General features: G+C 42.1%; 18 protein-coding genes and 17 tRNA genes. 31 read left to right on the top strand and 4 right to left on the bottom strand.

Annotation, left to right across the window (positions count from 1 at the left end):
* The first annotated feature begins 53 nt into the window (after positions 1-53).
* The 22 genes from QM859_RS03880 to QM859_RS03775 all read left to right on the top strand — a co-directional run bounded on the left by QM859_RS03880 (position 54) and on the right by QM859_RS03775 (position 6,514).
* Positions 54-126, top strand: a tRNA-Val gene (locus QM859_RS03880).
* A 2-nt stretch (positions 127-128) separates the two neighbouring features.
* Positions 129-201: transfer RNA gene (locus QM859_RS03875), tRNA-Asp, on the top strand.
* Positions 202-219: 18 nt separating this feature from the next.
* Positions 220-292: transfer RNA gene (locus QM859_RS03870), tRNA-Lys, on the top strand.
* A gap of 5 nt (positions 293-297) precedes the next feature.
* A tRNA-Leu gene (locus tag QM859_RS03865) sits at positions 298-379 on the top strand.
* Between the two features lie 12 nt (positions 380-391).
* Positions 392-464, top strand: a tRNA-Thr gene (locus QM859_RS03860).
* A gap of 27 nt (positions 465-491) precedes the next feature.
* Positions 492-563, top strand: a tRNA-Gly gene (locus tag QM859_RS03855).
* 7 nt (positions 564-570) lie between these two features.
* Positions 571-656: transfer RNA gene (locus QM859_RS03850), tRNA-Leu, on the top strand.
* A gap of 11 nt (positions 657-667) precedes the next feature.
* Positions 668-741 (top strand) — tRNA-Arg (locus QM859_RS03845).
* Positions 742-755: 14 nt separating this feature from the next.
* A tRNA-Pro gene (locus QM859_RS03840) sits at positions 756-829 on the top strand.
* 5 nt (positions 830-834) lie between these two features.
* Positions 835-908, top strand: a tRNA-Met gene (locus QM859_RS03835).
* Positions 909-921: 13 nt separating this feature from the next.
* A tRNA-Ile gene (locus QM859_RS03830) sits at positions 922-995 on the top strand.
* A 10-nt stretch (positions 996-1,005) separates the two neighbouring features.
* Positions 1,006-1,095 (top strand) — tRNA-Ser (locus QM859_RS03825).
* A gap of 14 nt (positions 1,096-1,109) precedes the next feature.
* Positions 1,110-1,183, top strand: a tRNA-Met gene (locus QM859_RS03820).
* Between the two features lie 5 nt (positions 1,184-1,188).
* Positions 1,189-1,261: transfer RNA gene (locus QM859_RS03815), tRNA-Phe, on the top strand.
* Between the two features lie 20 nt (positions 1,262-1,281).
* A tRNA-Gly gene (locus QM859_RS03810) sits at positions 1,282-1,352 on the top strand.
* Between the two features lie 31 nt (positions 1,353-1,383).
* Positions 1,384-1,457 (top strand) — tRNA-Ile (locus QM859_RS03805).
* Positions 1,458-1,463: 6 nt separating this feature from the next.
* A tRNA-Ser gene (locus QM859_RS03800) sits at positions 1,464-1,551 on the top strand.
* A 129-nt stretch (positions 1,552-1,680) separates the two neighbouring features.
* On the top strand, positions 1,681-2,826 hold the full coding sequence (locus QM859_RS03795; protein WP_414262177.1) for a DUF4767 domain-containing protein: 1,146 nt from the start codon (positions 1,681-1,683) through the stop codon (positions 2,824-2,826).
* Positions 2,827-2,957: 131 nt separating this feature from the next.
* The gene (locus QM859_RS03790; RefSeq protein ID WP_414262176.1) at positions 2,958-3,407 is read left to right on the top strand and encodes a MarR family winged helix-turn-helix transcriptional regulator; all 450 of its coding nucleotides are present in this window, start codon (positions 2,958-2,960) and stop codon (positions 3,405-3,407) included.
* An 18-nt stretch (positions 3,408-3,425) separates the two neighbouring features.
* Entirely contained in the window at positions 3,426-4,280 is an 855-nt protein-coding gene (locus tag QM859_RS03785) for an SDR family oxidoreductase (protein ID WP_414262175.1), read from the top strand.
* Entirely contained in the window at positions 4,273-5,001 is a 729-nt protein-coding gene (locus tag QM859_RS03780; protein WP_414262174.1) for an ABC transporter ATP-binding protein, read from the top strand. The genes QM859_RS03785 and QM859_RS03780 overlap by 8 nt, the downstream gene beginning before the upstream one ends.
* Positions 4,994-6,514, top strand: a complete 1,521-nt coding sequence (locus QM859_RS03775) for an ABC transporter permease/substrate-binding protein (protein ID WP_414262173.1) — start codon at positions 4,994-4,996, stop codon at positions 6,512-6,514. The genes QM859_RS03780 and QM859_RS03775 overlap by 8 nt, the downstream gene beginning before the upstream one ends.
* A 451-nt stretch (positions 6,515-6,965) precedes the next feature.
* Here the strand turns inward: QM859_RS03775 and QM859_RS03770 are convergent, their stop codons facing one another.
* On the bottom strand, positions 6,966-7,511 hold the full coding sequence (locus tag QM859_RS03770; RefSeq protein ID WP_414262172.1) for a TetR/AcrR family transcriptional regulator: 546 nt from the start codon (positions 7,509-7,511) through the stop codon (positions 6,966-6,968).
* Between the two features lie 132 nt (positions 7,512-7,643).
* Between QM859_RS03770 and QM859_RS03765 the strand changes: the two genes are divergently transcribed.
* Entirely contained in the window at positions 7,644-8,546 is a 903-nt protein-coding gene (locus QM859_RS03765; protein WP_414262171.1) for a cation diffusion facilitator family transporter, read from the top strand.
* A gap of 76 nt (positions 8,547-8,622) precedes the next feature.
* Complete coding sequence (locus QM859_RS03760) at positions 8,623-9,660, top strand: zinc-binding dehydrogenase (protein ID WP_414262170.1); 1,038 nt, start codon at positions 8,623-8,625, stop codon at positions 9,658-9,660.
* 222 nt (positions 9,661-9,882) lie between these two features.
* Here the strand turns inward: QM859_RS03760 and QM859_RS03755 are convergent, their stop codons facing one another.
* Positions 9,883-10,884 (bottom strand): LacI family DNA-binding transcriptional regulator, encoded by a 1,002-nt coding sequence (locus tag QM859_RS03755; protein WP_414262169.1) that lies wholly within the window; start codon positions 10,882-10,884, stop codon positions 9,883-9,885.
* A 168-nt stretch (positions 10,885-11,052) separates the two neighbouring features.
* Between QM859_RS03755 and QM859_RS03750 the strand changes: the two genes are divergently transcribed.
* From QM859_RS03750 to QM859_RS03735, 4 genes are all read left to right on the top strand, one after another.
* Positions 11,053-12,231: a galactokinase gene (locus tag QM859_RS03750; protein WP_414262168.1), complete on the top strand. Its 1,179-nt coding sequence runs from the start codon at positions 11,053-11,055 to the stop codon at positions 12,229-12,231.
* Between the two features lie 11 nt (positions 12,232-12,242).
* Positions 12,243-12,902, top strand: a complete 660-nt coding sequence (locus QM859_RS03745; RefSeq protein ID WP_414262167.1) for an HAD family hydrolase — start codon at positions 12,243-12,245, stop codon at positions 12,900-12,902.
* Positions 12,902-14,383 (top strand): UDP-glucose--hexose-1-phosphate uridylyltransferase, encoded by a 1,482-nt coding sequence (locus tag QM859_RS03740; protein ID WP_414262166.1) that lies wholly within the window; start codon positions 12,902-12,904, stop codon positions 14,381-14,383. Before QM859_RS03745 ends, QM859_RS03740 begins: the two co-directional genes overlap by 1 nt.
* Positions 14,384-14,452: 69 nt before the next feature.
* Entirely contained in the window at positions 14,453-14,857 is a 405-nt protein-coding gene (locus tag QM859_RS03735; RefSeq protein ID WP_006152721.1) for a PaaI family thioesterase, read from the top strand.
* A 62-nt stretch (positions 14,858-14,919) separates the two neighbouring features.
* Here QM859_RS03735 and QM859_RS03730 read toward each other — a convergent pair whose 3' ends face one another.
* Positions 14,920-15,306: a bleomycin resistance protein gene (locus tag QM859_RS03730; RefSeq protein ID WP_006152765.1), complete on the bottom strand. Its 387-nt coding sequence runs from the start codon at positions 15,304-15,306 to the stop codon at positions 14,920-14,922.
* An 11-nt stretch (positions 15,307-15,317) separates the two neighbouring features.
* Positions 15,318-16,145, bottom strand: a complete 828-nt coding sequence (locus QM859_RS03725) for an exodeoxyribonuclease III (protein ID WP_006152698.1) — start codon at positions 16,143-16,145, stop codon at positions 15,318-15,320.
* 262 nt (positions 16,146-16,407) lie between these two features.
* Between QM859_RS03725 and QM859_RS03720 the strand changes: the two genes are divergently transcribed.
* The 3 genes from QM859_RS03720 to QM859_RS03710 all read left to right on the top strand — a co-directional run bounded on the left by QM859_RS03720 (position 16,408) and on the right by QM859_RS03710 (position 20,684).
* Positions 16,408-18,153: an ABC transporter ATP-binding protein gene (locus QM859_RS03720; RefSeq protein ID WP_414262165.1), complete on the top strand. Its 1,746-nt coding sequence runs from the start codon at positions 16,408-16,410 to the stop codon at positions 18,151-18,153.
* Complete coding sequence (locus tag QM859_RS03715) at positions 18,143-19,885, top strand: ABC transporter ATP-binding protein (protein ID WP_414262164.1); 1,743 nt, start codon at positions 18,143-18,145, stop codon at positions 19,883-19,885. Before QM859_RS03720 ends, QM859_RS03715 begins: the two co-directional genes overlap by 11 nt.
* Before the next feature lie 106 nt (positions 19,886-19,991).
* Positions 19,992-20,684 carry a sugar transferase gene (locus tag QM859_RS03710; RefSeq protein ID WP_414262163.1) on the top strand — a complete coding sequence of 231 codons (693 nt, stop codon included), beginning with the start codon at positions 19,992-19,994 and terminating at the stop codon, positions 20,682-20,684.
* The last annotated feature ends 9 nt before the right edge of the window (positions 20,685-20,693 follow it).

Raw genomic sequence — 20,693 nt, 5'->3', positions numbered from 1 at the left:
CCGGAAGTAGTTGGGGGTTGCCCCCTGTGAGATATGGAAGTCGCTTAGCTCGAGGGAGTTTAGCTCAGCTGGGAGAGCATCTGCCTTACAAGCAGAGGGTCAGCGGTTCGATCCCGTTAACTCCCATAGGTCCCGTAGTGTAGCGGTTATCACGTCGCCCTGTCACGGCGAAGATCGCGGGTTCGATTCCCGTCGGGACCGTAATAACGAAAGTTATTTGACTCGTTAGCTCAGTTGGTAGAGCAATTGACTTTTAATCAATGGGTCACTGGTTCGAGCCCAGTACGGGTCATATTTGCGGGTTTGGCGGAATTGGCAGACGCACCAGATTTAGGATCTGGCGCTTAACGGCGTGGGGGTTCAAGTCCCTTAACCCGCATAATAGAAATCAGCCGGCTTAGCTCAGTTGGTAGAGCATCTGATTTGTAATCAGAGGGTCGCGTGTTCAAGTCATGTAGCCGGCATTTTTTTTAATATAAACCAGAGTCGATGCGAACGTAGTTCAGTGGTAGAACACCACCTTGCCAAGGTGGGGGTCGCGGGTTCGAATCCCGTCGTTCGCTTATAGAGGCCGGGGTGGCGGAACTGGCAGACGCACAGGACTTAAAATCCTGCGATTGGTAACGATCGTACCGGTTCGATTCCGGTCCTCGGCATATATTGAAGAGCACCCTTAGCTCAACTGGATAGAGTACCTGACTACGAATCAGGCGGTTAGAGGTTCGACTCCTCTAGGGTGCATTAAACATTTAACTCGGGAAGTAGCTCAGCTTGGTAGAGTACTTGGTTTGGGACCAAGGTGTCGCAGGTTCGAATCCTGTCTTCCCGATTGATGGCGGTGTAGCTCAGCTGGCTAGAGCGTCCGGTTCATACCCGGGAGGTCGGGGGTTCGATCCCCTTCGCCGCTATAATGATCTTGTTGGACCTTTAGCTCAGCTGGTTAGAGCTCTCGGCTCATAACCGAGTGGTCGTAGGTTCAAGTCCTACAAGGTCCATTGGAATGATGGAGGATTACCCAAGTCCGGCTGAAGGGAACGGTCTTGAAAACCGTCAGGCGTGTAAAAGCGTGCGTGGGTTCGAATCCCACATCCTCCTTTATTTATTATTAACGCGGGATGGAGCAGCTCGGTAGCTCGTCGGGCTCATAACCCGAAGGTCGTAGGTTCAAATCCTGCTCCCGCAATATTTGGCTCGGTAGCTCAGTTGGTAGAGCAATGGATTGAAGCTCCATGTGTCGGCGGTTCGATTCCGTCTCGCGCCATTTTTTTAATATGATACTATGCGGGTGTAGTTTAGTGGTAAAACTACAGCCTTCCAAGCTGTTGTCGCGAGTTCGATTCTCGTCACCCGCTTTGAACTTTGTTCATTACCAAGTTTTTACTTGGGCGCGTAGCTCAGGTGGTTAGAGCGCACGCCTGATAAGCGTGAGGTCGGTGGTTCGAGTCCACTCGTGCCCATTAATAGGAGAATTACTCAAGAGGCTGAAGAGGACGGTTTGCTAAATCGTTAGGTCGGGTAACTGGCGCAAGGGTTCGAATCCCTTATTCTCCGTCATTAAAGAGCTGAAAAGCTCTTTTTTTATTTTCTTAGTCTTGTATTATTTTTTTTATAACTGTTAAACATTTGATATAATGTAAGTGAAATCACTACAATAATTAGTTAACTACAAAGGAGTTCGTTATGGAATCTAAGAAGTTTTTAGGTAGCTTGCTAGTTCTTTTCATAAATCTTTTTATGTTTGGCTGTAGTAGTCAAAGTTCCGAAAATTCAAGTCAGTATTTTAGTTTATCAACAACTGTCAATCAACCAATTACTAGTAAACTAACATCCGTAGAGTCTAAGAAAAATTTTAAAGAATTCTACAAGCCAGTTTTTGATAATTATCAAAAAATTCTTTCTACATCGAAGGATGTTAATGCAATCGCTGATCTCTATAAGAATTTACAAGGGGCTGAACGCCCGATCAATAGTTGGTCTGTTGAAAATGCAGTTTATCAAGCGGATAAGATGCACTATGTTTATACAGATCTGAATCAGGATGGTGTTGAAGAATTATTAATAGGTGTTGAACAATCTAGTGGTGATTATTTTATATCAGGTTTATATTATTTGGTGAACGAGAAACCTGTCCTTTTAGCAGAAGGATTTGTAGCTGGTCATGGTGGTGCAAGAAATTCTATGAATATCTATAAGGGTGGAGATATCCTAGAATTGAGTTGGTCCTCTGGTACTGGAGAAGGGAGAGGAGTCCTTTATCGTCTTAATTTAAATCCTCAAGCTGCTAGCAAACTGCAAGAACAGGATATTCGAGTCCCTGGGAATAAAAGCTTGTATTCGGTTTTTGGTAAGAGTGAAGCTGAATTGCTGGATTTTAAACAACTTGATTGGCAGAAATTCGAAACTTCTACTAGCAGGACTATTTCTGGTGAGAAACAAAAGGCTCCTTGGAATACGAATAAATCTGCGAAATTAGAAGCCTTTATTAAAGGATGGGGAGAAAGACTTGGGCAACCCAATTACAAAAAGGGAATTTCAGGAGGAGATGTTGGTGCGGATAATCTCTATACCTTTGGAAATGGACCGAGCGAAAAAATGGATGCTGTATACACGGATACAGGTTTAGGGAACGCTAAGTACAGAATCGTGGAGCGCTATAGTAACTGGGATAAATATCCGGATGTGCACAGTTACTTCTTTACGATTACTAACACAGGAGAAGTGATTGTTTTTCATTCTCCAACGACAAATGGTGGAATCATGTACTTAAAACCGACAGAAAATACAGAAATCCAAGCAGAGTTTAAACGTTTGGTGGAAGAAGAGTAAAAGAAAAAGAGTTTAGCTTGGCTAAGCTCTTTTTTTATAAAAATAATATTTCGATATCGAAATAGTTGACAGATGTAATCTAGAGTGTTACAATAGTTCAAAAGTTCGATATAGAACAAAAAGGAGGCAAAATGGACAAGATGTTAGGGGGCTATCAAGCTCTACAGATTCGATTATTGAATGGACGTATCTTTCAAAAGTTGCTTAGCAAGGAATCAGATGCTCAATACCGAAGTGAACAGGGAAAAATTTTAACGATTTTGTGGAAGCAAGAGTTGGGGTGTGCTACCGCGACCGATATCGCTCTTGCGACGGGTCTAGCCAATAATACATTAACCAGTATGGTTAAGAAATTGGAAGAACAAGGCTTGGTTACGATTCAACCTTGCACACAGGATAAAAGGAAAAAATATATTTCTTTGACAGACCTCGGTTGGGCGCAAAAAGAAATTGGAGACCGTGTTAGTCGGGAACTTGGAGAGATTTTCTATCAAGGCTTTTCAGATCAAGAAATCCGAGAATTTGAGGCCTATCAGGAGCGTATTATCACAAATCTAAAAGCTAAAGAAAATGATATGTAGGGAAAGGGAGTAACAGTTATGATTGGAATAACAGGTGTAACAGGGAAATTAGGCTCTTATGTAGCGGATCTTGTCGATCAGCAAGGAATTGCTTCTATCCATCTGGCAAGAAGCCCAGAGCGTGCAAAAGTCTACGCGTCAGCGGAAATTCGTAAGATGGTGTATGCCAATACTCCAAAAGTAGTTGAGGCCTTAAAGGGTATCGATACCTTGTTGATGGTCTCTGCTCGGGAAAATCCAGAGCGTGTCAAGGAGCACAAGGAGTTTTTAGATGCTGCAAAGCTAGCGGGGGTGCAGCATATTGTTTATACCTCCTTTTATGGGGCAGATGAGAAGGCAACTTTTACCTTGTCTCGAGATCATGCCCAGACGGAAGCCTATATCAAGGAGTTAGGGTTCACCTACACTTTTTTGAGAGATAATTTTTACTTGGACTTTTTGATTGATATTGCGCTTGAAAATGGAGAGATTCGTGGTCCGGCCGGTAGTGGCCTGGTATCAGCTGTTGCCCGTAAGGACACATCTAGGGTTGCAGCAGAAATTCTTTTAAACCCTAAGGAGTGGGAGAATCAAAGCTTGAATCTGACAGGGCCAGAGGATCTTTCCATGGAAGAAATCGTAGCGCTCCTCTCAAAAGAGAGCGGTAAAACCATCACGTATGTGGATGAATTAGTAGAAGAAGCCTATGAGTCACGGAAAAAATGGCCAGCACAAACTTGGGAGTACGATGCCTGGGTCAGCACCTATACAGCGATTAAAGCTGGGGAACAAGCTGGGGTTTCTACAGATGTCGAAAAAGTCCTAGGGCATCCAGCAAGTAGTTTATTGGATATTCTTAGAGACAGAAAACTTATTGAGGAAAAATATGATTGAATACAAACATGTAGCCTTGCGCTACACGGATAAAAACATTTTAAAAGATGTCAATCTCCGTATTGAAAATGGAGAATTCATGGTGCTAGTGGGTCCTTCAGGATCTGGTAAGACTACTATGATCAAGATGGTGAACCGTCTTTTGGAGCCGACAGATGGCAATATCTATATGGATGGGAAACGCATCAAGGACTATGATGAACTGGAGTTACGTCTCAGTACCGGTTATGTCCTACAAGCCATTGCCCTATTTCCTAACTTGACAGTTGCTGAAAATATAGCTCTCATTCCTGAAATGAAGGGTTGGAGCAAGGAGCAAATTGCTTCTAAAACAGAGGAACTCTTGGACAAGGTTGGCCTGCCTGCTGCAGAGTATGCAAAGCGCATGCCTAGTGAATTATCTGGTGGGGAGCAACAGCGGATTGGCATTGTACGAGCCATCATTGGGGAACCAAAGATTCTATTGATGGACGAGCCATTTTCAGCCTTGGATGCCATCTCTCGCAAGCAGTTGCAGGCTCTTACAAAAGATTTACATAAAGAATTCGGCATGACGACAATCTTCGTAACCCATGATACGGACGAGGCCTTAAAATTAGGGGATCGAATTGCAGTGTTGCAGGATGGAGAAATTCGTCAGGTGGCAGCCCCTGAAACAATTTTACAAGCACCTGCGACGGACTTTGTAGCAAACTTGTTTGGAGGTAGCCTTCATGTCTAATTTCATTTCAACCTTTCAAGAGCGTTTTGGGGAATGGTTAACAGCCCTTGGACAACACTTGCAATTGTCTCTTTTGACCTTATTGGTTGCTATTTTTCTGACGATTCCGCTTGCGGTTTATCTAAATAGCCACAAAAAAGTGGCGAATTGGGTGCTACAAGTTGCTGGGATCTTCCAGACCATTCCTTCCATGGCACTTCTCGGCCTCTTCATTCCCATTATGGGAATTGGAACCTTACCAGCCCTCACAGCCCTTGTCATTTACGCTATTTTTCCGATTTTAGAAAATACAATCACAGCCTTGAACGGCATTGATCCTAATCTTGAGGAAGCAGGAATTGCTTTTGGAATGACCAAGTGGGAGCGACTCAAGAAGTTTGAAATTCCACTGGCCATGCCTGTCATTGTATCGGGAGTTCGTACAGCAACCGTTATGATCATTGGGACAGCAACTCTAGCCGCTCTTGTTGGAGCTGGAGGATTGGGTTCCTTTATCCTTTTGGGAATTGATCGTCGGAATGCTAGTCTGATTTTAATCGGTGCAATCTCATCAGCTATTTTGGCCATTCTCTTTAATGTTGTTCTCAAATGGTTGGAAAAGGCAAAGTTACGTACAATTGTTGCAGCCTTTGCTGTTATGGTGCTTGGTTTGGGAGCTAGTTATGCTCCAAGCATGATTCCTAATAAAGAGAAAGAAAATCTGGTAATAGCTGGGAAGTTGGGACCTGAGCCAGAAATTCTTATGAATATGTATAAACTTCTCATCGAGGAAAATACAGATATGACGGTGACGGTCAAGCCTAACTTTGGGAAGACAGATTTCCTTTATCAAGCGCTGAAAAAAGGGGACATTGATATCTATCCAGAATTTTCTGGAACAGTGACAGAGAGTCTCCTCCAACCATCTCCACAAATTGGGCATGACCCAGAAAAGGTTTACGAGGTGGCTCGTGACGGCATTGCCAAACAGGATCAACTAGCCTTTCTTAAACCCATGGCTTATCAAAATACTTATGCTATAGCAGTTCCTAAAAAAATTGCGCAAGAATATGGGCTTAAGACGATTTCAGACTTGAAAAAAGTAGAAGGACAGCTCAAGGTGGGGTTTACTCTGGAGTTTAATGACCGTGAGGATGGAAACAAGGGCTTGCAGTCTGTTTATGGATTAAATCTCAATGTAGCCACTATGGAACCAGCTCTTCGCTACCAAGCCATCCAGTCAGGTGACATCCAAATTACAGATGCTTACTCAACAGATGCTGAAATTGCTCGGTATGACTTGATGATTTTAGAAGATGATCAACACCTCTTCCCACCTTATCAAGGCGCTCCGCTGATGAAAGCTGAATTACTCGAAAAACATCCTGAGTTGGAAGCTGTTCTTAATAAACTAGCTGGTAAAATCACTGAAAGCCAGATGAGTCAGATGAACTACCAAGTTGGTGTGGAAGGGAAATCAGCTGAAGAGGTTGCGCATGAGTTTCTCCTTCAAGAAGGAATTCTTCAAAAATAAACGTAGAAAAGACTTTATACTAACAAAAACCCCATCTTGCTTAAGACAAGATAGGGTTTTTGAATTAGATTAAAAGTAGTATAAGTGTTAACAAGACAGCTAGTGAAATCCTTATGATGTGATGAGACTTTTTAAAGGTGCCTTTCTGTTTGTCATTCCAATAGGCTCCGTAACAGATGAGGAAAACTCCGATTATCCAAAGTAATAGAGAAATGATGGGGATAAAAATCTCAAACATAATAGGCATATAGAAATGAAGGAAAAGAGAAAGCATCGTGAGAATACTACCAAAGAGGATGCATTTGATTCCTCTGTTAAAGTTTCTTTTTTTAACCTCTAAAGATGCAACTATCAGATGGTAGAGTGAGAAAGGGAGAGTGAGTATAAGAATGATGAGTGCAAGAAAGATAAAGGTGTAGATAGGATTCTTCCTTTCATTTAGTATTTAAATCTATAATTTTTTAGAGTTCATTTCCATTACGTCTAAGTAAAATCTCACGACTTGGTTTTCCTTATAGGATTTTCCTTTTTTGATCCACCAGGTCAATGTTTCGATAAAGTTAGTTACGACAAAATGCTTGAGATAGGAAGTAGGAATATTAGGATAGGAAACTTGCAAGTCCTCTGCTACCATGGGGTAAACATGATGTTCTAGCTCTTTCTGTAATTGACGGAGGAAGTAGTCGTTTTTAGAGAAAAGAAGATTGGTGACGTGGTCCTGGTTTTTCTTAAAATGTGAAAAGATATGGGACAAATAAGCTTCTGTAGTTATATTTTCCTCGCGTTCAAAAAGATGATGAAAGAGATAGCGGCAAAGCTCATCTAGGAGTAATTCCTTACTTTCATAATGGCTATAAAAGGTGGAACGACCGACATCTGCTAGGTCAATAATCTCCTGAACAGTGATGGATTCAAAATTTTTTTGATTTAGTAATTGTAAAAAAGCAGTATAAATAGCTTTTCGAGTCTTGCTAATGCGACGATCTTGACTAGTCATATGGACACTTTGAACAAACTGTTCAGTAACTTATAAAGTAAACAGTTTGCTCCTATCCTTTCTGTAATGAATGTTAGATAATGATAATGAACAGGATGTTCATGAATCTATTATATCAGAGGAAACATGATTATGAAGACAAAACATGCAGTTTGGTTAGCTTTTTTCTTGAATTTGAGTTATGCCATTATTGAGTTTATCGCAGGTGGGATTTTTGGATCCAGTGCAGTCCTTGCGGATTCCATCCACGACATGGGAGATGCAATCGCAATTGGGGTATCAGCCTTTCTTGAAACAATCTCCAATCGTGAAGAAGATAGTCAATACACCCTAGGTTACAAACGGTTTAGCCTTCTAGGCGCCTTGGTAACGGCTGTGATTCTCATGACAGGCTCTGTTCTGGTTATCTTGGAAAATATAACGAAACTCTTTCATCCACAACCGGTCAATGATGAGGGAATCCTCTGGCTAGGAATCATTGCTGTTAGCATTAATGTGCTAGCCAGTCTTGTCGTTCGTAAAGGAAAAACAAAAAACGAATCCATCCTTAGCCTACACTTTCTGGAAGATACTTTGGGTTGGGTGGCCGTCATCCTAATGGCCATTGTTCTGCGATTTACCGACTGGTATATTCTGGATCCCCTCCTATCCCTTGTAATTTCCTTCTTTATTCTGTCAAAAGCCATTCCACGTTTTTTGAGCACGCTCAAGATTTTCCTCGATGCCGTGCCAGAAGGAGTGGATATCAAGCAAGTAAAGAGTGATTTGGAGCAACTGGACCATGTGGCTAGTATCAATCAGCTAAACCTCTGGACCATGGATGGTTTGGAGAAAAATGCCATTGTCCATGTTTGTCTAGAGCATGTCAACCACATGGAGGTTTGTAAAGAAGTGATTCGAAGCTTACTCAAAGATTGTGGTTTCCAAAATATCACCATTGAGGTTGATGCAGACCTAGAAACTCACCAAGCCCATAAGCGCAATATGAAAGAGATAGAAGCAGTCCAAAACCATGGACATGAACATCATTATTAATGAGATGTAGTATAAATAAGCGAAAGCTTGATAAAAAGTGTATACTTAGAGTAGTTAGATACAGAGAGGAAATTTTATGAAATCAGCAGTTTATATCAAAGCAGGTCAGGTCGGTATCGAAGAAGTCAAGCGTCCAAGCATTCAAGAGGCGGATGATGTTATTATCCGTGTGGTACGTGCTTGTGTTTGTGGTTCAGACCTATGGAGTTACCGAAATCCAGATATTAAAGCGGGTCACAAAAATAGTGGACACGAAGCAATTGGAATCGTTGAAGAAGTTGGTGAGGCTGTCACTACTGTAAAACCAGGTGACTTTGTCATCGCGCCTTTCACTCATGGTTGTGGAGAGTGTGATGCCTGTCGTGCTGGTTATGATGGGACTTGTGACCGCCATATTGGCACCAACTGGTCAGGTGGTGTCCAGGCTGAGTATATCCGTTTCCATTTTGCCAATTGGGCACTTGTGAAAATTCCAGGTCAACCTTCAGATTATAGCGAAGGCATGCTCAAGTCACTTTTAACACTTGCTGATGTCATGCCGACCGGTTACCATGCAGCGCGTGTGGCTAATGTGCAAAAAGGCGACAAGGTTGTCGTTATTGGGGATGGGGCTGTTGGCCAATGTGCTGTCATTGCTGCTAAGATGCGTGGAGCTTCACAAATTATCCTTATGAGTCGTTACGAAGATCGACAACAAATGGCCTTGGAGTCAGGAGCGACAGCAGTTGTAGCTGAGCGAGGTGAAGAAGGCATTGCCAAGGTGCGTGAAATCCTCGGAGGAGGAGCAGATGCAGCACTTGAGTGTGTTGGTACTGAGGCGGCTGTTGAGCAAGCACTGGGTGTCCTTCATAATGGCGGTCGTATGGGAATTGTTGGTGTGCCTCACTATAATAACCGTGCCCTTGGTTCGACCTTTGCTCAGAATATTTCTGTTGCGGGTGGAGCTGCTTCTGCGACAACATACGATAAGCAATTCTTGGTCAAAGCCGTCCTTGACGGTGATATCAATCCGGGTCGTGTCTTTACCTCAAGCTATAAACTGGAAGATATCGACCAAGCTTATAAGGACATGGATGAACGTAAGACTATCAAGTCTATGATTGTGATGGATTAATACTCTTCGAAAATCTCTTCAAATCACGTCAGCTCTATCTGCAACCTCAAAACAGTGTTTTGAGCTGACTTCGTCAGTCTTATCCACAACCTCAAAGCAGTGCTTTGAGCAACCTGCGGCTAGCTTCCTAGTTTGCTCTTTGATTTTCATTGAGTATAAAAAGAAAATCCTAATAGAGATTTGAGAATCTTTATTAGGATTTTTTATGTTCAGTTGTTGTGCTTAATGCAAGGTACTTTCTCTTAAGGTTAGTTTGGTTCCCAGCATAGTAAGGCTTGGAATTTTACGGCCGTGAAGGACTTCTCTGTTCAGAATATCCATTCCTGTGCGTCCCATTTCTTCGGTGTAGACGGTAATACTGGAAAGTGGAGGGAACACTTGCTTGGTTAGAATGGTATCATTAAAGGAAATAATACTGACGCGCTCCGGTATGCTGATGCTGGCTTCTTGAAGGGCGCGAAGGGCACCAATGGCCAAACTATCACTGGCTGCAAAAAAGGCCTGTGGAAGCTTCTCTCCTAATTTTTCGATAGCTTCTTTCATTAAGTCATATCCAGATTGAGCAGTAAATAGACCTTGGAAAACGAATTTCTCGTTATAAATTCCTTTTTCTTGCGTATAAGATTTGAAGTAATCTAAACGCTTGTCTACGATGACTTCTTCTTGGTCAGTAGTAGTTTCAAGACCGGATAAGATACCAATCTTCTTAATCCCGTGGTCTGTAAAGTAATCAACCACCTGTCTAACAGCATTATTAAAATCTGTAATGACACAGGTATGGCCCAAGGCGATGGTGTCACTATCAAGAAAAACTAGAGGTTTTTGATATTCTTCAAATGAAGCAATCTGTGCTTGGCTAAATTTTCCAATACAAAGAATTCCAATGACTTCTTCGCTAAGCGTGAAAGGTTGATCGTTGAAATAACGCAAGATTTCGTAATCTAACTCTTGGGCTCTATTTTCGATTCCTAGTCGAATCTGGTAGTAGTAGAGGTCTTCCAACTCACCTTGTTCGCTGACCCACTGGATAATGGCAATCTTTTGTTTAAGTTTGTGACTTTCGCCTGTTTTAAGATGTTTGGTATAACCTAGTTCTTCAGCGACAGTTAAAATACGATGTCGGGTTTCTTCTGTGACAGATAGACTCTGATCGCGATTGAGAACACGGGATACAGTTGCGATTGAAACAGAGGCTAGCTGAGCGATATCTTTGAGTGTAGCCATAATTCCCCTCCTTTTTAGGTTATTATAGCATATTTTTCTTACTTTTTACTCATAGTTTAGTAAAATATCGGTAAAATTGTTGACCAAAGCAAAACCCTTGGGTACAATAGAAGAAAACGATTACAAGGTAAACTTTTTTACCTAACAAATTGTCAAAGGAGAATTCATATGACACAACATCTTACTGCTGAAGCACTTCGCAAGGATTTTCTTGCGATTTTTGGTCAAGAAGCAGATCAAACCTTCTTCTCACCAGGCCGTATCAACTTGATTGGGGAACATACTGACTATAATGGTGGCCATGTTTTCCCAGCTGCTATTTCACTAGGAACTTATGGGGCCGCACGCAAGCGTGATGACCAAGTATTGCGTTTTTACTCAGCAAACTTTGAGGACAAAGGCATCATCGAAGTTCCTCTAGCTGACCTTAAGTTTGAGAAAGAGCACAACTGGACCAACTATCCAAAAGGTGTCCTTCATTTCTTAAAAGAAGCTGGGCATGTGATTGATAAAGGTTTTGATTTCTATGTTTTTGGGAATATCCCAAATGGTGCGGGCTTGTCTTCTTCTGCATCTTTGGAGCTTTTGACAGGTGTCGTAGCAGAATACCTCTTTGACCTAAAATTGGACCGTCTAGACTTAGTTAAAATCGGAAAACTGACAGAGAATAACTTTATCGGCGTTAACTCTGGGATTATGGACCAATTTGCCATCGGTATGGGTGCAGACCAACGTGCTATTTACCTAGATACTAATACGTTAGAATACGACTTGGTTCCTCTTGATTTGAAAGACAATGTTGTTGTTATCATGAATACCAACAAACGCCGTGAACTTGCAGATTCTAAATATAATGAACGCCGTGCTGAGTGTGAAAAAGCAGTGGAAGAACTTCAAGTGTCCTTGGATATCCAAACCTTGGGTGAATTGGACGAGTGGGCTTTTGACGAATATAGCTATCTGATCAAAGACGAAAATCGTTTGAAACGTGCTCGCCATGCCGTTCTTGAAAATCAACGTACCCTTAAAGCGCAAGCCGCTCTTCAAGCGGGGGATTTGGACAAGTTTGGTCGTTTGATGAATGCGTCTCATGTTTCTCTTGAGCATGATTACGAAGTAACTGGCTTGGAATTAGATACCCTTGTTCATACTGCTTGGGCTCAAGAAGGTGTTCTTGGTGCTCGTATGACGGGAGCAGGCTTTGGTGGCTGTGCGATCGCCTTGGTTCAAAAAGATGCGGTTGAGAACTTTAAAGAAGCTGTTGGCAAACACTACGAAGAAATTGTTGGCTATGCACCAAGCTTCTATATCGCTGAAGTTGCAGGTGGCACTCGCGTTTTAGACTAGGAGAGAAGTAAATGGAAGCTGTAATATTTGATTTAGATGGCTTATTAGCCGATACTGAAATCATTTCTCTAAAAGTTTATCAAGAATTGCTTAGAGATTTTGGAATTCCTTTCATAGAAGAAACTTATTCTAGAGACTACAGTGGATATAGGGAAGAGGAGAATGTTCAACGATTTTTGGACACCTATGATTTACCTTGGAATTTTGACCAAACCTTGGCAAAAGTTTATGAACTGGAAGCTCAAATCTTAGCTCAAGGTGTAAATTTAAAAAAAGGTGCTAAAAATTTGCTCACTTATTTGCAAAAAGAAGGCGTTCCAATCGCTTTAGCAACTTCAAGTGTTGAATCTCGGGCTAGAATGATATTGGATAGCAATGGTATACTGTCCCTATTTGACCATTTAGTTTTTGCAAAAGATGTAAAGCGAAGCAAACCATACCCTGATATATTTTTAAAGGCCTGTAGTGATTTGAACGTTTTACCAGAGAATTGCTTGGTACTAGAGGATAGCGAAGCAGGGATTGAAGCGGCATCTAGAGCTGGGATTCCAGTTATTTGTATTCCAGATTTAAAAATACCAGCACAGTCTTTCTTAAATAAAACAGAACAAGTTTTTCAGGATTTGGATGCTGTTAGAGACTATTTAGAAAGTAAGAAGGAGGTTTTCTAGTGACCTTAGTAGAAAAATTTGTTACCAAAGTCATTGCAGAAAGCACCTTTGAAGAGTTGGATCGGATTTATTTGACCAATCGCGTCTTAGCATTGGTTGGAGATGAAGTTCTCGAAGTTGAGACTGACCAAGATAACTTGAGTGACCTCAAAGACCAGCTTGTCGAGGAAGCCGTTCGATTAGGGACGATTGAAGATAGTCTGGCTGCGCGCGAAATTCTCGGTGCTGACCTCATGGACTTGGTAACCCCTTGTCCGAGCCAGGTTAATCGTGACTTTTGGACAACCTATGCCCAGTCGCCAGAGCAGGCGATTGCGGACTTCTACCAACTCAGTCAGAAAAATGACTACATCAAACTAAAGGCCATCGCAAAGAATATTGCTTATCGTGTACCATCTGACTACGGTGAACTAGAGATTACCATCAATCTCTCTAAGCCTGAAAAGGATCCAAAAGAGATAGCAGCAGCTAAGTTGGTTAAATCCAGTAACTATCCTCAATGTCAGCTCTGTATGGAAAATGAGGGCTACCATGGTCGTGTCAACCATCCAGCTAGAAGCAATCATCGTATAATCCGTTTTGATATTTCTGGGCAGGAGTGGGGCTTCCAATATTCGCCTTACGCTTACTTTAATGAGCACTGTATTTTCCTAGATAGCAAGCATCGTCCTATGGCCATTAGTCGCCAAAGTTTTGAACGTTTGTTAGCAATTGTGGAGCAGTTTCCAGGCTACTTTGCTGGTTCAAATGCTGATTTGCCAATCGTGGGTGGCTCCATCCTGACCCATGATCATTACCAAGGTGGGCGCCATGTATTCCCAATGGAAGTGGCTTCTATTCAGAAAAGCTTTACCTTTGCAGGTTTTAAAACGGTTAAAGCAGGGATTGTTCAGTGGCCTATGTCAGTCATTCGCTTGACCTCGGCTTCAAAAGATGATTTGACAGAGCTAGCGAATAAAATCTTGCTGGCTTGGCGTCAGTATTCTGACCCAAGGGTACAGGTCTTGGCAGAAAGTAATGGAACACCGCACCATACCATTACTCCGATAGCCCGTAAACGAGATGGGCAGTTCGAGTTGGATTTGGTCTTGCGGGATAATCAAACATCTCCAGAACACCCAGATGGTATCTATCATCCCCACAAGGATGTCCAACATATCAAGAAGGAAAATATCGGCTTGATAGAGGTCATGGGCTTGGCAATCTTGCCACCACGCTTGAAGGAAGAAGTGGAGCAAGTAGCAGCTTACCTAGTCGGAGAGGATGTTTCTATTGCGGATTATCACCAAGAATGGGCGGATGAATTGAAAGAAGCCCATCCTGGATTGACTGACAAAGACCAAGCTCTTAATATCGTCCAAGAATCTGTTGGAAAAATCTTTGCTCGAGTTTTGGAAGATGCAGGAGTTTACAAGCAAACAGAAGAAGGACAAGCTGCCTTTATGCGCTTTGTAGAGCAGGTTGGTATTTTGCCCGAATAAGTGCTTCTCCCTTGCACAGAGTCTTGAAAAGTAGTATCATAGTGTCGTTTGAAATATCAGGAGGAACGTATGAAAGATTTTCACTTTGACGCTATATCTGCCTTTGAAAATTACGAAATTGAAAAAATGAGAGACGGTCACGTGGTGGTGACGACAAAAGTAGTGGACTCTTCACTCAACTACTATGGAAATGCCCATGGAGGCTATCTATTTACCCTTTGTGACCAAATCAGTGGTCTTGTGGTGATTTCGCTAGGATTAGACGGGGTGACACTCCAGTCTTCCATCAACTATCTGAAAGCCGGAAATCTAGGCGATGTTCTCACTATCAAGGGAGAATGTGTCCACCAAGGACGTACCACTTGTGTCGTCGATGTTGACATCATCAACCAAGATGGCCGAAATGTCTGCAAGGCAACCTTCACCATGTTTGTCACAGGACAACGATCTGAAGATAGACAGGTGAGGATATAGGAAACAAAAAAGAGGCACATGCCTCTTTTTTTATTACTTTTTCACTCTAATGATTTATCATTCTATTCGCTAAATCTTAAAAAATAGCCATCTGGGTCTAAAACTGCAAATTCATGAGGGTAGATATATTGTTCACCAACACGAAATTCTCTTTTGGTCAATGGACGATGAATAGGATAGTTGGATTCTAACAATTTCTGATGGAGCCTAGGGACATCCTTGATACCAAAGGAAATATTGACACCACGCCCGAAAGGATAAGTCAGTTGGGATAATTCTTCTGCGTTGCCTTCTTCTAGCATAAGTTGGCAGTCTTCAAGCGAAAGGAAGAGAAATTTTTCCTCTGGACGCTCGTATTCGACAGAGAATCCCAATAAGTCGCAGTAGAAGGAACGAGACTGTTCTAGATTCGAGACTATAAACTCGGGAATAACTGCATTGTAGTCCATAAAGAAACTCCTTACAATTCAATCTCCAAGACAATTGGTGTATGGTCTTGGCGTGCGCCTGAGTCAATCATGTCTGACTTGGTAACCTTGTCTGCTACACGGTTACTTGTGAGCCAGTAGTCGATTCTCCAGCCTGTGTTGTTGATTTTTGAAGTCTTGCTGCGTTGTGCCCACCAAGTATAGCGTTCTGGCACATCGCCATGGATATGGCGGAAGGTATCTGTAAATCCTTTGGCTAAAAGGTTTGTAAATCCTTCACGTTCTTCATCTGTAAATCCTGGTGAACGGCGGTTGCTGGCTGGGTTTGCAAGGTCAATTTCCTTGTGGGCAACGTTGTAGTCTCCGGTTGCTAGGACAGGTTTTTGTTTGTCTAGTTGAGCCAAGTACTCAGCATATTTGACATCCCAGACTTGACGTTCTTCCAAGCGTTTGAGTCCATCACCAGCATTTGGTGTGTAAACTTGAGTCACGAAAAATGTATCAAATTCTAGGGTAATGATGCGTCCTTCAGAATCCATAGTAGAAGGGGCACCGATTTCTGGGAAGCTGATAGTTGGAGTCAGTTCTTTCTTATAGAGGAACATGGTTCCAGCATAGCCTTTACGAGCAGGTTCTTGAGAGGAACGCCAAGTATTTTCATATCCAGGGAAGAGTTCTTCTAACACCTCGAGGTGTTTTTTAGTAGGCCCTGTAGCTGAAAGCTTGGTTTCTTGGATAGCGATGATATCAGCGTCTTCGGCTACCAAGGTTTGGAGGACGTCTTGTGATAATTTCGCACGCGCAGAGTCGCTCGTCAATGCTGCATTGAGGGAATCAATATTCCATGAGATCAATTTCATAATGTTTACCTTTTCATTCAGATTATAGACAATATTATACCAGAAAAAGAAGCAATTCCCCAGCGTATGGTTTGAAAAATCCAGGTCATTCCTATATAATAAAGAATGATTTATGTAAAAGATTGAAAATAAATGAAATGTTACTCCTTTGAGTATCTTTATCGCTAAATATGACAAAGTTTAAGTTAGTGTCATCACCTATGAATAGGAAAAACCTGAGGCAGTCGCCTCAGGTTTCCATTTGTCATTAGAAAGGAATTTTATGTCCATCATCCAAAAACTCTGGTGGTTTTTTAAATTAGAAAAACGCCGTTACCTAGTTGGAATTGTAGCTCTGGTCTTGGTATCTGTGCTAAACCTCATCCCACCTATGGTCATGGGGCGCGTGATCGATGCCATCACTTCGGGACGATTAACACAAGATGAGCTCCTGCTTCATCTCTTTTATCTCCTGCTGGCAGCTTTCGGAATGTACTACCTGCGTTATATTTGGCGCATGTATATCCTAGGAACCTCCTACCGACTTGGACAAATCATGCGTTCAAGGCTATTTGAACACTTTACAAAGATGTCTCCCGCTTTTTATCAGAATTATCGAACTGGGGATTTGATGGCTCACGCAACCAATGATATCAATGCTCTGACTCGTCTAGCAGGTGGTGGTGTCATGTCGGCGGTGGATGCCTCTATCACGGCCTTGGTGACTCTCTTGACCATGCTCTTTAGCATTTCTTGGCAGATGACCTTGGTTGCCATTATACCCTTGCCATTTATGGCCTATGCGACTAGTCGTCTGGGGAGAAAGACCCATAAGGCTTTCGGAGAATCACAAGCAGCCTTTTCTGAACTTAATAATAAGGTTCAGGAGTCTGTATCAGGTATTAAGGTAACCAAGTCCTTTGGCTATCAGTCTGATGAATTGGCATCTTTCCAGGAAGTCAATAATTTGACCTTCCAAAAGAATCTGCAAACCATGAAATATGATAGTCTCTTTGACCCCATGGTTCTACTCTTTGTTGGTTCTTCCTATGCCTTAACTCTCTTAGTCGGTGCCTTTATGGTGCAAGCAGGACAAGTAACCGTTGGTAATCTTGTCACCTTTATCTCTTACTTAGATATGTTGGTCTGGCCCTTGATGGCGATTGGTTTTCTATTTAATATTACTCAAAGAGGGAAGGTTTCTTATCAACGAATTGAGAGTCTTTTGTCTCAAGAATCACCTGTCAAAGATCCAGAATCTCCACTTGACGGGATTGAAAATGGGCGCTTGGAATATGCTATTGATAGTTTTGCCTTTGAAGACGAAGAGACGCTGAGAGATATACATTTTAGTCTCGAAAAAGGGCAAACCTTGGGCTTGGTTGGGCAGACTGGTTCAGGGAAAACTGCTTTGATTAAATTGCTCCTACGTGAGTATGACGTTGACCAAGGTGCTATTTATCTAAATGGTCATGACATTCGAGCCTATCGACTAGCTGACTTACGAAGTTTGATGGGATACGTCCCACAGGACCAATTTCTCTTTGCTAGTTCCATCTTAGAGAATATTTGTTTTGGAAATCCTAACCTACCTTTCTCTGCAGTAGAGAAAGCAACTAAGCTGGCTCAAGTCTATCAAGAAATTCAAGCCATGCCTGAGGGATTTGATACAGTTATCGGGGAAAAAGGTGTTAGTCTATCTGGTGGGCAAAAGCAACGTCTGGCTATGAGTCGGGCTATGATTTTAAATCCTGATATCTTGATTTTAGATGATTCTTTGTCAGCAGTGGATGCTAAGACAGAGTTCGCAATCATCGATAATCTCAAGGAAACTCGCAAAGATAAAACGACTATCATCACTGCCCATCGTCTCAGTGCAGTTGTTCATGCGGATTTGATTTTGGTCATGCAGGATGGTCGCATCATTGAACGAGGTAGGCATGAAGACTTACTAGCCTTGGATGGTTGGTATGCCCAGACCTACCAGTCTCAACAGTTAGAAATGAAGGGAGAAGAAGATGCGGAATAAACAAGAACAATGGGCTGTATTAAAGCGTTTGTTGTCTTATCTTAAGCCCTATGGGCTCCTCACCTTTTTAGCCTTAGCTTTTCTCCTTGCGACGACTGTTGTTAAGAGCATTATCCCCCTGGTAGCTTCTCACTTTATCGACCAGTATCTAAACAACCTTAATCAGCTTGCTGTTACAGTTTTGTTAGTTTACTATGGTCTCTACATTCTTCAAACTATTGTCCAATATGTGGGGAATCTCCTTTTTGCGCGCGTCTCCTACAGCATCGTTAGAGATATCCGACGTGATGCCTTTGCCAATATGGAGAAGCTAGGCATGTCTTACTTTGATAAAACGCCTGCAGGTTCTATTGTCTCTCGTTTGACAAATGACACCGAGACTATCAGTGATATGTTTTCGGGAATCTTATCTAGCTTTATCTCGGCAGTCTTTATATTCGTGACGACCCTTTATACCATGTTAGTTTTGGACTATCGTCTGACTGCTTTAGTCTTGCTCTTTCTGCCTTTGATTTTCCTTTTGGTTAATCTCTACCGTAAAAAATCGGTCAAGGTCATTGAAAAAACCAGAAGTCTACTGTCAGATATTAACAGTAAGCTGGCAGAAAATATCGAAGGAATTCGTATTATTCAAGCCTTTAACCAAGAAAAACGCCTGCAAGAAGAGTTTGATGAGATAAACCAGGAACACTTAGTCTACGCTAACCGTTCAGTAGCCTTGGATTCTCTCTTTTTACGTCCAGTTATGAGTTTGTTGAAGCTGTTGGGATATGCGGTTTTGATGGCTTACTTTGGCTATCGTGGACTTTATCTAGGAATAACGGCAGGAACTATGTATGCCTTTATCCAGTACATCAACCGCCTCTTTGATCCGCTCATCGAGGTAACGCAAAACTTTTCTACTCTTCAGACATCCATGGTGTCAGCAGGTCGTGTTTTTGCACTGATCGATGAGACCAACTATGAACCGGTCCAAGAAAATGGCCAGGCTGAGATTCAAGAAGGGAATATTCGCTTTGAGCATGTGTCCTTCTCTTATGATGGAAAACACCAAATTCTCGATGATATTTCCTTTACTGTCAATAAAGGCGAAACCATTGCCTTTGTCGGACATACAGGATCGGGAAAATCTTCAATCATCAATGTTCTCATGCGCTTTTATGAATTCCAGTCAGGTCGGGTTCTCCTAGATGGTGTGGATATTCGAGAGTATAGTCAAGAGGAGCTGAGAAAAAACATCGGTTTGGTTCTACAGGACCCCTTCCTCTATCATGGGACCATCAAGTCCAATATCGCCATGTACCAAGATATCAGCGATGACCAGGTTAAGATAGCAGCAGAATTTGTTGATGCAGATTCCTTCATTCAAGATCTCCCTTTAGGTTATGATGCTCCTGTATCTGAGCGTGGTTCTAGTTTTTCAACTGGTCAACGTCAGCTTCTTGCTTTTGCTAGAACCGTTGCCAGTCAACCGAAAATTCTGATTTTGGATGAAGCGACAGCCAATATCGACTCTGAAACAGAAGCCTTGGTCCAAAATTCCCTAGCCAAGATGAGACAAGGACGGACAACCATTGCCATTGCCCATCGTCTTTCTACTATCCAAGATGCTAATTGTATCTATGTACTAGATAAGGGACGAATCATCGAGAGTGGCACCCACGAGGAACTTTTGGCCTTGGGAGGTACCTATCACAAGATGTATAGCTTGCAGGCAGGGGCTCTTTCCTAGGGAAGAATTCCTTTAAAATACATATTTCTTGCACTGCCTCTTTCATTTTGTGGTATAATGTAGAATGTTAATAAAGATTACATATTAAAAACAGAGGAGAATGTGCATGCTGAAATGGGATGAACTACCTCAAGAAATGCAATTAAGTGAGGTAAAACCATACTACCAGCTTGTTTCTAAAAGAAAAGGCTCTCTGATTCTCAAGCGCTGTCTAGATTTGTTTCTAGCCTTGATCTTGTTAATCTTGACCTCACCCGTATTTCTGATTCTAAGCATTTGGATCAAACTAGATAGTAAGGGTCCAGTCATTTACAAGCAGGTGCGGGTAACCCAGTACAACCGACATTTCAAGATTTGGAAATTCCGGACCATGGTAACCGATGCGGACAAGAAAGGAAGTCTGGTGACTTCTGCAAATGATAGCCGCATCACCAAGGTTGGAAATTTCATTCGCCGGGTTCGTTTGGATGAACTACCTCAGTTGGTCAATGTTCTAAAAGGGGAAATGTCCTTTGTAGGAACACGACCTGAAGTGCCACGCTACACTGAGCAATATAGTCCTGAGATGATGGCGACCTTGTTATTGCCGGCGGGAATTACGTCTCTGGCTAGTATCAACTATAAGGACGAGGATACTATTATCAGTCAAATGACGTCAAAGGGTATGACAGTTGATCAGACTTATGTAGAAAGAGTTCTTCCAGAGAAAATGCACTTTAACCTAGCCTACCTACGTGATTTTAATTTCTTCGGAGATATCAAGATCATGTTCCAGACTGTAGTTGAAGTTTTAAAATAAAGTAGTCAC

Source organism: Streptococcus infantis (assembly GCF_047463175.1).
GTDB classification, from domain to species: Bacteria; Bacillota; Bacilli; order Lactobacillales; family Streptococcaceae; genus Streptococcus; species Streptococcus infantis_AC.
Note: the sequence above shows the minus strand (reverse complement) of the source record. Positions and strands in the feature narration are given on the sequence as shown.